Consider the following 12,203-nt stretch of genomic DNA (forward strand, 5'->3'; position numbering starts at 1 on the left):
GCCACTTCCTAAAATAGAGGTGGGTTTTCATTTTTTCTGCTGCCGCCACGTGCGGCGGCCTCTTTCTTGGGTTCTTCCTATGTTGTTGCAACGCATCGCCTCCCCCCTGTTTCTCAGCGCTGCCCTGTGGGCCAGTGCGGCCCATGCCCAAACGGCTGCCGCCCCCGTGGTGGCAGACAACGCTTGGGCGCGCGCCAGCGTCACCGGACAAAAGGCCACCGGAGCCTTTATGCGCCTCACGGCCAGCAGCGCCACCCGTCTGGTGCGCGCAGAGTCTGCCGCAGCAGGCGTGACCGAAATCCATGAAATGAAAATGGATGGCGATGTCATGAAAATGCGCGCCATCGCCGGGCTAGACCTGCCTGCGGGCCAAGCCGTAGAACTCAAGCCCGGTGGCTACCACGTCATGCTCATGGACTTGAAAGCCCCTCTGGCCCAAGGCACGCAAGTGCCCCTCACGCTGGTGTTCCAAGATGCGCAAGGCGCGCAATCGCAACTGTCTTTGCAAGTGCCGGTGCAAGCCAAAATGCCTAGCCACGCCCCCATGCATGGAGCAGCGCACCAGCACTGAGGCAGGAAATGGAGCGCTCTGGCGGGGCTGCCTTGGGTTAAGCTGTAGCTACCTTTTGACAATCCCCCGGAGCGGCCATGAGCGATACATCTTCTTTCGGTTTCGGCAATTTCTTGCCCGGCTTTGACTTTTTGCAAAACCTCACCCAAGGGGCCAACAACAGCACGCCGCAAATACCCAATATGTCGAGCTGGATAGCACCCACCATCAGCGTCGAAGAGATAGAAAAACGCATCAGCGAGCTGAAATCGGTACAGTTCTGGCTAGAGCAAAACTCACGGGCGCTCAGTGCCACCATCCAAGCGCTAGAAGTGCAAAAGATGACCTTGTCCACCCTCAAGGGCATGAACTTCAGCATGGCCGACATGGCCAACGCCTTCACCATCAAAACACCAGATACCAGTGCCAAGCCCAAGGCTGCCCCAGCAGCGGCACCAGCGCCAGCACCGGCCCCAGCCGCCGATACAGCAGACGCCAGTGCCGCCTCCGCCGGTGTCATCGACCCGATGCAGTGGTGGGGTGCCCTGACCCAGCAGTTCCAACAAATTGCCGCCACCGCCATGACCGAGGCCACCAAAGCTGGTGCCACCGACTTGGCTGCACAAGCCTTCAAGCAGGCCACCGATATAGCGGCCCACAGCGTGCAAACGGTACAAGAAGCCACCCTGCAAGCAGCCACTGCGGCCAGCGCAGCCGCGCAGCAGGCCAGCCAAGTAGCAACCCCAGCTAAAAAGACCCCAACCCCCCGCAAACCAGCCGCCGCCAGCAGCACACCAGCCGGGCCAGAGCAAGGCGCTGAGGCAGAAGCCGAATCTGATGCCGAACCACGCAAAACTAGCGCCCGGCGCACCAAGGCGGCCCGTTGATCGTCTGGGCTGCTTATCCTAGCCTGTGGAGGAGCCACCCATGAAACTCTGCCCCACAGGCCACGCCACGCACCCACAGTGGCGCATGGCTGCTTCTTTGGCGCTAGCGCAACTGCGCGGCTACATGGCTTTGCCCGGCTATGCCGACATGCCCAATTTGGGCCTGCTCTACATCACCGACCATTACGCCAGTGAGGCGCAGGCCATTTTGGATTTTTTCAGTGCCGAGCTACCTACCGTGACCGACTGGAGCGGCACCGTGGGCGTGGGCGTTTGTGCCAGTGGGGCCGAGTATTTTGACGAGCCTGCGCTGGCGCTGATGTTGCTAGAGCTGCCGGTAGACCAATACCGCGTGTTCTCTGGCGTGGCACCACTGCCGCGCACAGGCAGCAGCAGTGGCTTTACGGCGCACACCGCATTGGTACATGCCGATGGTCACACCCCCGATTTGCCCGGTTTGATTGCCGAGATGGCCGAACGCACCAGCAGCGGCAGTGTTTTTGGTGGCTTGGCTGCCAGCCGGGGGCCACGGGTGCAGTTTGCCGTCAGTGGTGCGGGCACCGTGGCCGGGCAAGGCGCGGCCAGTGGCGTGTTTCATGGCGGCCTGTCTGGGGTAGCGTGGGGCGCTGGGCTGGGGCTGATCACGCAAGTCACCCAAGGTTGCCAACCGGTGGGGCCACGCCACCACATCACTGCTGCCCAAGACAACGTCGTGCTGGCCCTTGATGGCGAGCCGGCCTTGGATGTGTTGTTGCGCACGCTAGGAGTATCGCTACAAGCCGATCCGCACCAAGCAGTAGAGCGCGTGCGGGGCCTGTTGGCGGGCCTGACTGATCCCACCAAGAGCTACCCGCTGCCCACCGTGCAACACCCCGGCCATTTAGGGGCTGACGTGCGCGTGCGCCATATCGTCGGGCTAGATGGCATCCGCCGAGGCATCGCCTTGGCCGACCAAGTGCAGCCGGGCATGGGCTTGCAATTTTGCCAACGCCATGCCGCCGCCGCTCGCGCCGACTTGGTGCGTATCTGCACTGAGGTGCGCGAAGAGCTAGCCCCCGATCTGGCCCCGCTACCCCAGCGGCATATCACCGGGGCCATTTATGTCAGTTGTTCTGGCCGTGGGGGCAACCACTTTGGCGCGCCGGGGGCAGAGCTGCAATTGCTGCGCCATGCGCTGGGCGATGTGCCGCTGGTAGGCTTTTTTGCCGGTGGCGAGATCGCAGGCCAGCACCTGTATGGCTACACCGCCGTACTCACGGTATTTACCGCACCCGAAGCGCCAGACATCAGCGATTAAGCCAGCACAAAAAAAGGCACCACAAGGGTGCCCTGGCTATAGCGTGAAACCGGTGCTGCTGGTGGACAGACCCGGCTTCTCACAACAGTTAAGCCGTTTCAGCCGCCTTCTTTTGCAAGATCACATAGAGCTGATCCTTCAGGTGCAGCTTTTCCTTCTTCAGGTTTTCGATTTCGACATCGGTGCCGGGAATGGTGCGCGCTTCCATGCCCTTGATCTTGTGATCGAGGTCGTTGTGCTCATCAAACAGACGGGTAAAGTGGTGGTCAACGTGTTTGAGTTGGGTAATCAGTTCGCGGTACTCAGGAAACATGGGCAATCCTTGTAAAGGGTAGTTCGGGGCACCGGACATCGGCGCGCCACTGTTTGTAACTATACCTAGCCTTCGAATCGTACTCCAAGAGTCCGAGTGCCACACAGGCTTTGCCACAGCACCCAACTCAGCGGCGCATGGCTGCAAGAGCAGCAAATTCCCAGCGGCGCGCAGCCAGCAGCAGGGTGTAACCCTCGCGCTGGCTTTCGGGCAGTTTTTGGTCGGCCAGATGTTGCTGGGCAAAGTCTTGCGCCACCCGTTGCAAGCGCTCCACAAAGGCCGGTGCCAAGGCCCGGCTGATGCTGCCATGCACCAGCAACAATCCCTCGCCGGAGCCATCAAAGCCACCGCCAAAATAGTCCAACAGCGCATGTTCCCGAAAATACTGCATCACTGGGCCGTGGGGCCGCCAGCGGAAAGTCTTAGCCAGTTTGAGGCGGTAGCGGTTCAGAGGCCGCAGCTCAATAATGCCAATACGGTCAAGCTGGGCTAAAGCGGCAATGGCCTGCGCCTGCGTCACGCGATAGCTGCTGGTGATTTGCTCCAGCGTCCATTGGCTGAGCACACAAATCGCCACCACTAGCAATATGCGGTCGGCCACCACCGCCTGCTCTTGGGCGTGGCTCAGTTGGGCCAGCAACGGCTGGGCCTCCAGCACACGCCGGGCCAAATCGGCAAAATCCATCTTGAGCACACGGCAGATGGCATCCATGCGCGACAGCGGCATATCGCCCTTAGCCAACATCCGCTTGACGCTGGACTCGGCCATGCCCAGCGCTTGGGCCAGATCGGCATAGGTCAACCCAGCAGCTTTGAGTTCTTGCTTAAGGGCGATAACGAGGTCGGCAGTCGTAGTCATGGGGCCATGATAAAGACCACCCTGATCTGCAATAGTGCTTCGTGTCAGTCCTATAGGTTCTGCGGTACAGGCCATACGGCCTCACCGAGGTTTAGCATCAGCCGATTGGCCCAAGCAAAAAGGGCACAGGCATGGATGGTGTCCAGAATCTCTAGGTCGGAAAGTCCAGCAGCACGCAATGGCAAGAGGTGCTGCACACCCAGATTGCCAGGGGAGCGGGTCAGGGTGGCACTGGCCTGAACCATTGCACGTTCGCGGGCGTTAGTGCCTGCGCTGTCTGGGTCAGCAAAGATTTGTGCGATCACGTTATTGCGCTTGGCCAATTGCTCAAAACGCTGGGCATGTACCGAGGCACAGTAGACGCAACCATTAATGCGTGAAACTACCGTAGTGACCAGTTCGCGTTCGGCGCGGGGCAAGCCACCCGGTGCATACATGATGGCATTGAAAGCTTCCGAGCGTGCTGCCAGCACCTGCGGTTGGTGTGCCAGTAGCAGGTAAAAGTCAGAGGTGCGAGCCTTGGGATGGCTGGCATCCAATACGGCATTCTGCTCTGCCGTGGCGCTGGCAGGGTCTAGCACTGGCAGCCAAGCTTCCCACCCCAGCGTCTCGCTGGTGTAGCCGTTCAAGCGCAGAGGCTCGCCCGGCGCTGGCAGGTGGGCAGGATGGATGAAAGAGGCATCGGCGGCTGCAATCAGAGTAGGCGTGGTCGGTGCTGGATGCAGCGCGGCCAGTGCTGCCACCCCTGCAAATACGCGTGCATGGTAGGTCGCAAAACCGATAAGCTGTGCCAGCAACACCACGTCGCTGGTGGACAGCCCTGCATCGCGCAAGGCCAGCAAAGCACTGCGGTTCGCGGCTGCGGGTTGTGTGGCTAAAAGCTGGGTGAAATGGCAGATAACCTGCCACCGTGCATCGTCTCTTGGCGGCGTACTGGGCAATGTGGCGCTGTAGTGTGCAGCCAACGCAGGCAAGCCACTGGAAATAGCCACCATCTGGGCCACAGCCAAACGCTCCGACAGGTCCAGTCCACTGCCTGAGAGTTCGGGGGCCAACAGGAGATTTTCACAAGTCTGGGTAGCTGTGATGGCCTTAGCGCGTTGTGCGCGTGCCGCCTGCACATGGGAGGCGGATGGAATAAGTTGCTCGATGGAGTCTAAGAGAGTCATGGGCTGGTATTCAGTACAGAAGCGCAAGATTGTGTGTACGCGGTGCCGGGTAACACCCGGCTGGCTGTGTGGGCCGGGCTCCATTCATCTCCATGCAATTCGGGGTCGGCATAGGCTTGTAAGTTGGCAAAGTAATACTCCACATCTTCGCGGTAAAACAGGCTGGCCAATCCAGTGGCTAAGCGTCGCGCCCCATCACTGATGGCCGGAATGTCGCCCGAGACGGTGCCGTGTGACAGTGCCGCTGGATAACAAAAGCAGTGGATGCGCTCCAGCCCTGGGCAATGGCCGGGCGTAGCCTCGCGAAACTCAAAGACCGGCCCCAAATCTGGCGAGTCGGTCAGTTCCTGATCTTCGTCACCCGCAGGGGGTTGGTATCGCATTCCCCAAGTACGGACATGGGGTGCAAAGGCGCTAAATTCTGGCTTTTGTGCCCAATCAATCGCAAACCCGGTGGCCAATACCAAAAAGTCGAACGCAAACACCCCTTGCGAGGTGGTCACATGCAGGCCGTTTCCTACGTTGCTGACATGCTGCACAGCACAGCCAAAGTGAAAATATGCATTCGGATGGCGTGACACGCGCAACGTGCTGCCATGCGGCGGAGGCACCTGCTGTGCATTGATGTAGTGGCGGATACGCCATTTCCAAGCATCAGGCAAGTGGTGGTGGCCATGTGTGAGACCCGGTAGACCCGACCCCTTAGACTTATTGATGCGCGGCATTTCGGTGCGGCGGGCGATCAAATCGACGCTGGCGGCCCCACATTCGAGCGCAGTGCCTGCGCTGTCCATAGCCGAGGACCCCATGCCGATCACACCAACGCGCTGGCCCTGTAGGGCCTCGTAGTCCAGCACATCCGAGGAGTGCGCCCAACGACTGCGCTCCACGCCCTGCATAAAAGCAGGAATCTGTGGCCCCCCCAGTCCATCCCGCCCGGTGGCTAACACCACCCGGCGTGCAAACCAGACAGTGGTCTGGCCGCAGGCTTGCACATCCACTTCCACCAGCCCGTCGCTGCGTGGTCGTATGGCTGTCACCGTGTGTTCGTTGCGTACATCGGCTTGTGTCACCCGGCGGTACCAGCGCAAGTAGTCCATCCATTGCAAGCGTGGTATTTTGTCAAGCGCCTCCCAAGCTTGCAGGCCCCACTGAGCTTCAAACCAAGCGCGAAAAGTCAGTGCAGGCACGCCCAGCGCGGGGCCGGTCAGCTCTTTAGGCGAGCGCAGCGTTTCCATGCGGGCAGTAGTCGCCCATGGGCCTTCATAGTCCAACGGAGCGCGGTCTAACAACACAGAACGGATACCTTGTTGGGCCAAGGCCATGTGGGCGGCCAATCCTGCTTGGCCTGCACCAATAATGAGCACATCGGTCACTGAGGCATCCGCATATCTGCGGGGGTTAATCCAAGGCTGTGCGTACCAGTTGAGCAGCAGCAAGTCGTGCTGTAAACGTTGTTCAAGTGCCACTAAACCAGCAGCATCAAAAAAGGGGGTGAAAGAGGTCATACGAGAGCGGGCTAGTAGGTCAATCGATGCTGATTTTGGCGTCCTTAACAACCTGCGCCCATTTTGTCCGATCCTTATGGACGGTCTGGCGGAACTGTTCGGGGGTTTCGAGACGCACCGTATTGCCCTGTGATTCGAAACGCTGGCGAATATCGGGCTGCTCGAGCACTTCACGCAGTGCCGTATTGAGCTTGTGGACGATAGCGTTATCCGTGCCCTTGGGCGCGAAGATACCAAACCAAATGGAGCTGTCAAAGCCCTGCGTGCCCGGCAAATGGCTGGCCGCAATCGGCGCTACCTCTTTAACTGCAGCCACGGATTTGGCGGTGGTCACGCCCAGCAGGCGTACCTTGCCTGCCTTGTAGTGCGGCAGCACAGTTTGTACTTGGTTCATGATGCAGCAGGTTTCACCACGCACCACAGAAGTGATGGCCTCAGGGCCACCTTTGTAGGGCACATGCACCATGTTGAGTCCCAGACGGGCATTGAACTCGGCAAACGCCATATGCGTGCCTGCACCATTGCCGGTGGAGGCATAGTTGTATTTGCCCGGATTGGCCTTGACCAACTCAACAAACTCCTGAAGCGTTTTCACGTTCACAACATTCGGGTTGATGGTCAGAACATTAGAGACATCGATCAGCGGCGCTACGGGCACAAAGTCAGTCTCCACATCAAAGGGAAGCTTCTTATAGATTGCAGCATTGCTGCCATGCGTGGCAGCGGTGCCCAGCGCCAGCGTGTAACCATCGGGTTTGGCACGGGCCACATATTCACTGGCAATGTTGCCAGCGGCACCCGCTTTGTAGTCAATCACCACCGGCTGGCCCAATTTCTGACTCAGTGGTTCCTGCACGGCACGGGCTACTACATCAACGCCAGAGCCAGCAGGAAACCCCAAGATCAGCGTCACGGGTTGTCTAGGCCAATCAGTGGTGTGGCCAGTCTGGGCCAAAGCAGTGGTAGTGACGAGGGCCACAGTGGCAGCAGCGATCACGCGCAGAAGGTGGTGCATGGCAGTTTCCTTGAAATCGGGCAGGTATGGCATGGCAGTAGAAGCCGTGCCTTTGGGTGCCGATTGTGGAGAATGACTCATGCTGATGGCCCCATATGCATATGCGCTGGGGAGCAATCAGCGATACCACCCGTATCACTGGGTGCGTCTGGCACAGGGCCTAGTGGTTGGTGTATGAACAGGTGGGCACAATCTGGGATGCCATCCTCTTGCGAGTCTTCTGCCATGCCCCACCCTGACCATCCCAACCAGTTTGCCCTGCTGCGCCAGCGCCGGTTTGCGCCATTTTTTTGGACGCAGTTTGCTGGTGCGGCCAATGACAATCTGTTCAAATTTGCCTTTACCGTGCTGGTCACTTACCAGCTTCAGGTGGCTTGGCTGCCCGCATCGCTGGCTGGGCTGGTGATTGGGGCGTTATTTATCCTGCCGTTTTTGCTGCTCTCAGCCACCGCAGGCCAGCTCACCGACAAGTTGGAAAAAACGCGCATCATCCGCTTTGTCAAAAACCTAGAAATTGCCATCATGGCGCTGGCGGGCTGGGGCTTTATGACGGGCAGTGTGGCCGTGCTGCTAGGGTGTACTTTTTTAATGGGCGTGCATTCCACCCTATTTGGCCCAGTCAAGTTTGCTTATTTGCCCCAAGCCTTGAGCGAGCGCGAACTGACCGGCGGCAACGGCATGATTGAGATGGGCACGTTTGTCGCCATTTTGCTGGGCAATGTGGCAGGCGGCCTGTTGGTAGCTTTGCCCAACATTGGCCCGACCACAGTGGCGTTGGCCTGCTTGGGGCTGGCACTGGTGGGGCGCGGGCTGGCACAGTTCATTCCAGCCGCCCCTGCCACCGACCCGCATTTGCACATCAACTGGAACCCCATTAGCGAGACTTGGCGCAACCTCAAGCTGGCGCACGGCAACATCGTGGTGTTTCGCTCCTTGCTGGGCATCAGTTGGATGTGGTTCTTTGGCGCGGTGTTTTTGGCACAGTTTCCTAGCTTTGCCCGCGATGTACTGCATGGTGATGCCCATGTCGCCTCGCTGCTGCTGGTGGTGTTTTCGGTAGGTATTGGCACCGGCTCACTGCTGTGCGAGGTGCTGTCGCGCCGCCATGTCGAGATCGGGCTGGTACCGCTGGGGGCCATTGGCATGAGCGTCTTTGCAGTGGATTTGTATAGCGCCGCGCACAGCTTGCCGCCCGCAGCACAAATGGGCGTAGCTGCTTTTATCGCCCAACCTGCCCATTGGCGGGTCGTGCTTGACCTGCTGCTGCTCAGTCTGTTTGCTGGCTTATACAGCGTGCCCATGTACGCGCTGATCCAAATACGCAGCCAACCCACACACCGCGCCCGCATCATTGCCGCCAACAACATCCTCAATGCCCTGTTCATGATTGCCAGCTCGGTGCTAGCCGGGGCCTTGTTGGGCGCAGGCTGGACAGTGCCCGAAGTCTTTTTAGCCACCGGCTTGGCCAATGCGGTGGTGGCCGGTTATATCTTTTTGTTGGTGCCAGAATACCTGCTGCGCTTTATGGCGTGGGTGCTATCGCGCTTGGTTTATCACTTCAAGGTCACAGGCGATGAACACCTGCCCACCACCGGTGCTGCTGTACTGGTGTGCAACCATGCCAGTTTTGCTGATCGCTTGTTGCTGATGGCAGCCAGCCCCCGGCCCATCTGCTTTGTCGTCGAGCCTGCGCTGTTGCGTCACCCTATCAGGGGCTGGTTGCTGCGGCTATCCAAGGCCATTGCCCTCGTGCCTGAATCACACAACCCGCTGGCACACCAACAGGCACAAGTCGCTGCCTTACAGGTGCTGCGGGGCGGCGATCTGCTGGCTGTGGCCTGCGAACAAGACGGCCTAGACTTGCTGGCGCAAGCCCGTGCTGCGGGTTTGGACGTGCCCTGTGTGCCTTTGGCCCTGCACCAACCGGCCCATACTGCTTGGGGGCGGGTGCAGTTGCAGGTAGGTGCGGCGTTGGCAGGAGCAGATTGCAACCCGCAAAGGCTGCGCCAAGCCTTGGCCGCGCTGCGGCCCTGATCCACTGCGGCCACTGCGGCCACTGCTTGTGGTGTTACGCCAAGTCCGTCGGGCCTGCACAACAGCAGTTGCGCCCCTGAGCCTTAGCCCAACAGAGGGCAGCATCAGCAACACGCAACAGGTGTTCAGGATGGGGCATGTCCGCAGCCACGCCAGCACCCACTATGACCATCGGCCACAGGTCACTCACCGCCGTGACCCCAATGCGTATCTTGCTCTATGCGAGCATCTGACCTGTCCAGATGGTACGTGTTGATCCTGTAGTAAAGCCTGAAGGGGTTGAAACAGGTTCTCGATTTTAGGAACGTAAGGCCCGTAAAGCGTGGAAACGCTTCTCTCTAAATCAAATAAAGCAAATGCAATTTGCTACCTTATAGATTATTACTATTAAGCCGATAAGGGTTCTTCCTGCATCGCCTCAATCTGTTCGTGCAACATATCCACTTGGCCGCGCCAATAGTCGCTGCTGCCAAACCACGGAAAATTGATCGGAAAAATCGGATCTTGCCAGCGCCGCGCCAGCCAAGCACTGTAGTGGATCAAGCGCAGCGTGCGCAGCGGCTCGATCAGCGCCAGCTCACGCCGGTCAAAGGGGCGCATTTGTTCATAGCCATCGAGCAGCGCGCTCAATTGCCCGGTGCGCTGGCGTCGATCCCCCGACAGCAGCATCCACAAATCTTGCACCGCTGGCCCCATGCGCGCATCGTCTAAATCAACAAAATGCGGGCCACCACGCCCATATTCATCCAATGGCGTCCACAAAATGTTGCCGGGGTGGCAATCGCCATGCAGACGCAAAACGCTGGCATCTTGCAACCGGTAGCCTTGCGGGCCACCGCTGGCTATCAGGGCCAGCGCCTGTGCGCAGGCATCGCGCCAGCTTGACTGCATATCCAACGGAATCACCTCTTGTGCCAACAACCAATGTTGTGGCTCAGTGCCAAAGGTGCTCACATCCAAGGAGGGCCGAGCCACAAAAGGCCGCACGGCCCCGACGTTGTGGATACGTGCCATAAAACGCCCCAGCCACTCCAGCACCTCCCAATCGTCTAGCTCAGGCTGGCGGCCACCCCGCCAAGGGCTGACAGAGAAGGCAAAACCGCCATATTGGTGCAAAGTTTGGCCCTCTAAACACAGCGGCCCGACGGCGGGCACCTCAGCCTGCATCAACTCGGCAGCAAAGGCGTGTTCTTCCAAAATTTGTGCATGGCTCCAACGCTCAGGGCGATAAAACTTGGCCACCACACGGCTACCGTCTTCTAGGGTGACTTGGTAGACGCGGTTTTCGTAGGAAGACAGCGCCATCAAGCGGCCATCACCATACAGGCCCACGCTAGCCAGCGCATCGAGCACCACATCGGGCGTCAAGGAGAAAAAAGGGTGTGTGGCCAAAGGAGCGGTGGAGGCATTCATACGGCCATTGTGCAACCAATGTGCCGCTCCTTGGGCCATAAAAAAGCCGGAATATACACACGTATATTCCGGCAGGAGCCAACAGGGTGTAGCCCTATTGGCAAGCGCAAGCGGGCGCTCAGTACTTGTACACGCCTTGGCCCGTCTTGCGGCCCAAACGGCCTGCAGCCACCATTTCCTTGAGCAGCGGAGCGGGGCGGTATTTGCTGTCGCCAAAGCCTTCGAGGAAGACTTCCATGATCGCCAAGCAAACATCCAGACCGATCAGGTCAGCCAGCGCCAATGGCCCCATCGGCTGGCCGCAGCCCAGCTTCATACCAGCGTCGATGTCTTCCGCCGTAGCCAAGCCCTCGGCCAGCACAAAGAAGGCTTCGTTGATCATTGGAATCAACACGCGGTTCACGACAAAACCGGGGTTGTTTTTCACGGTAATCGGTGTCTTGCCCAGCACCTTGGCCAGCTCTTGCACCGCAGCGTGGGTAGCATCGCTAGTTTGCAAGCCACGGATCACTTCCACCAGCGCCATCATCGGCACGGGATTAAAGAAGTGCATACCGACAAATTTCTCAGCACGGCTGGTAGTGGCAGCCAGCTCAGTGATGGAAATAGAAGAGGTGTTGGTGGCAATGATGACTTCAGGCCCCACCAGCGCATCGACCTGCTTGAGAATCTTGACCTTGATGTCGTGGTTTTCGGTGGCGGCTTCAATCACCAGTTGTGCAGCGTTCAGGTCATCGTAGCTGGTGCTGGTTTTGATACGGGCCAAGATAGCGTCTTTGTCAGCGGCGCTAATCTTTTCCTTTTTCACCAAACGATCCAAGCTGCCCGCCACGGTGGCCAAGCCCTTTTGCACAGCAGCCTCAGAGATGTCTACCAGAATGGTATGGATGCCAGCAACAGCGCAAACTTGTGCAATACCGTTGCCCATAGTTCCGGCACCGATGATGCCGACAGTGGTGATACTCATATACAAAATCCTCTTCAAAGTAGAACAAAGGCGATGCCCGTAGCGAGTGTGTGTCTCTCACCCATGCTGCGGGTAATACAGCATAACCAAGTTCTATGACGGACTGCCATCATTTTGCGCTCTGCATTAAAGTTGCAGCCAGTTGCTGTGCGTTGAAGTCTCTACGAGCTCGCGGCCCACTGCGTTTTATT

General features: G+C 58.8%; 11 protein-coding genes. 4 read left to right on the forward strand and 7 right to left on the reverse strand.

The window, feature by feature from the left end; genetic code table 11:
* The first annotated feature begins 79 nt into the window (after positions 1-79).
* From BMX55_RS10405 to BMX55_RS10415, 3 genes are all read left to right on the forward strand, one after another.
* A complete protein-coding gene (locus BMX55_RS10405; RefSeq protein ID WP_091457094.1) occupies positions 80-571 on the forward strand; it encodes a copper chaperone PCu(A)C in 492 nt (163 codons plus the stop codon).
* 77 nt (positions 572-648) lie between these two features.
* Complete coding sequence (locus BMX55_RS10410; protein ID WP_091457096.1) at positions 649-1,437, forward strand: PhaM family polyhydroxyalkanoate granule multifunctional regulatory protein; 789 nt, start codon at positions 649-651, stop codon at positions 1,435-1,437.
* Between the two features lie 40 nt (positions 1,438-1,477).
* Entirely contained in the window at positions 1,478-2,734 is a 1,257-nt protein-coding gene (locus tag BMX55_RS10415; protein ID WP_091457101.1) for an FIST signal transduction protein, read from the forward strand.
* A gap of 88 nt (positions 2,735-2,822) precedes the next feature.
* On the opposite strand, the gene BMX55_RS10420 is transcribed toward BMX55_RS10415, so the two are convergent.
* The 5 genes from BMX55_RS10420 to BMX55_RS10440 all read right to left on the reverse strand — a co-directional run bounded on the left by BMX55_RS10420 (position 2,823) and on the right by BMX55_RS10440 (position 7,598).
* Positions 2,823-3,047 (reverse strand): HP1242/YdcH family protein, encoded by a 225-nt coding sequence (locus BMX55_RS10420; protein WP_091457104.1) that lies wholly within the window; start codon positions 3,045-3,047, stop codon positions 2,823-2,825.
* A gap of 127 nt (positions 3,048-3,174) precedes the next feature.
* Entirely contained in the window at positions 3,175-3,906 is a 732-nt protein-coding gene (locus BMX55_RS10425; protein ID WP_091457108.1) for a helix-turn-helix domain-containing protein, read from the reverse strand.
* Between the two features lie 50 nt (positions 3,907-3,956).
* Positions 3,957-5,075, reverse strand: coding sequence for a peroxidase-related enzyme (locus BMX55_RS10430; RefSeq protein ID WP_091457111.1), 1,119 nt, complete (start codon positions 5,073-5,075; stop codon positions 3,957-3,959).
* Positions 5,072-6,583, reverse strand: coding sequence for a SidA/IucD/PvdA family monooxygenase (locus BMX55_RS10435; protein WP_091457114.1), 1,512 nt, complete (start codon positions 6,581-6,583; stop codon positions 5,072-5,074). Before BMX55_RS10435 ends, BMX55_RS10430 begins: the two co-directional genes overlap by 4 nt.
* A 19-nt stretch (positions 6,584-6,602) precedes the next feature.
* Positions 6,603-7,598 carry a Bug family tripartite tricarboxylate transporter substrate binding protein gene (locus tag BMX55_RS10440; protein WP_091457294.1) on the reverse strand — a complete coding sequence of 332 codons (996 nt, stop codon included), beginning with the start codon at positions 7,596-7,598 and terminating at the stop codon, positions 6,603-6,605.
* 225 nt (positions 7,599-7,823) lie between these two features.
* Between BMX55_RS10440 and BMX55_RS10445 the strand changes: the two genes are divergently transcribed.
* On the forward strand, positions 7,824-9,632 hold the full coding sequence (locus tag BMX55_RS10445) for an MFS transporter (RefSeq protein ID WP_245751382.1): 1,809 nt from the start codon (positions 7,824-7,826) through the stop codon (positions 9,630-9,632).
* A 387-nt stretch (positions 9,633-10,019) separates the two neighbouring features.
* Here BMX55_RS10445 and BMX55_RS10450 read toward each other — a convergent pair whose 3' ends face one another.
* Positions 10,020-11,045: a serine/threonine protein kinase gene (locus tag BMX55_RS10450; protein WP_091457297.1), complete on the reverse strand. Its 1,026-nt coding sequence runs from the start codon at positions 11,043-11,045 to the stop codon at positions 10,020-10,022.
* 118 nt (positions 11,046-11,163) lie between these two features.
* Positions 11,164-12,012 carry a 3-hydroxybutyryl-CoA dehydrogenase gene (locus tag BMX55_RS10455; protein WP_091457121.1) on the reverse strand — a complete coding sequence of 283 codons (849 nt, stop codon included), beginning with the start codon at positions 12,010-12,012 and terminating at the stop codon, positions 11,164-11,166.
* Positions 12,013-12,203 lie beyond the last annotated feature (191 nt).

The organism is Giesbergeria anulus, from assembly GCF_900111115.1.
In the GTDB taxonomy this organism is placed as follows: Bacteria; Pseudomonadota; Gammaproteobacteria; order Burkholderiales; family Burkholderiaceae_C; genus Simplicispira; species Simplicispira anulus.

Coding starts and splice junctions, on each gene's coding strand:
- BMX55_RS10455 (WP_091457121.1), bottom strand. CDS start 12,012: ATGAGTATCACCACTGTCGGCATCATCGGTGCCGGAACTATGGGCAAC.
- BMX55_RS10430 (WP_091457111.1), bottom strand. CDS start 5,075: ATGACTCTCTTAGACTCCATCGAGCAACTTATTCCATCCGCCTCCCAT.
- BMX55_RS10415 (WP_091457101.1), top strand. CDS start 1,478: ATGAAACTCTGCCCCACAGGCCACGCCACGCACCCACAGTGGCGCATG.
- BMX55_RS10410 (WP_091457096.1), top strand. CDS start 649: ATGAGCGATACATCTTCTTTCGGTTTCGGCAATTTCTTGCCCGGCTTT.
- BMX55_RS10435 (WP_091457114.1), bottom strand. CDS start 6,583: ATGACCTCTTTCACCCCCTTTTTTGATGCTGCTGGTTTAGTGGCACTT.
- BMX55_RS10425 (WP_091457108.1), bottom strand. CDS start 3,906: ATGACTACGACTGCCGACCTCGTTATCGCCCTTAAGCAAGAACTCAAA.
- BMX55_RS10440 (WP_091457294.1), bottom strand. CDS start 7,598: ATGCACCACCTTCTGCGCGTGATCGCTGCTGCCACTGTGGCCCTCGTC.
- BMX55_RS10405 (WP_091457094.1), top strand. CDS start 80: ATGTTGTTGCAACGCATCGCCTCCCCCCTGTTTCTCAGCGCTGCCCTG.
- BMX55_RS10445 (WP_245751382.1), top strand. CDS start 7,824: ATGCCCCACCCTGACCATCCCAACCAGTTTGCCCTGCTGCGCCAGCGC.
- BMX55_RS10450 (WP_091457297.1), bottom strand. CDS start 11,045: ATGAATGCCTCCACCGCTCCTTTGGCCACACACCCTTTTTTCTCCTTG.
- BMX55_RS10420 (WP_091457104.1), bottom strand. CDS start 3,047: ATGTTTCCTGAGTACCGCGAACTGATTACCCAACTCAAACACGTTGAC.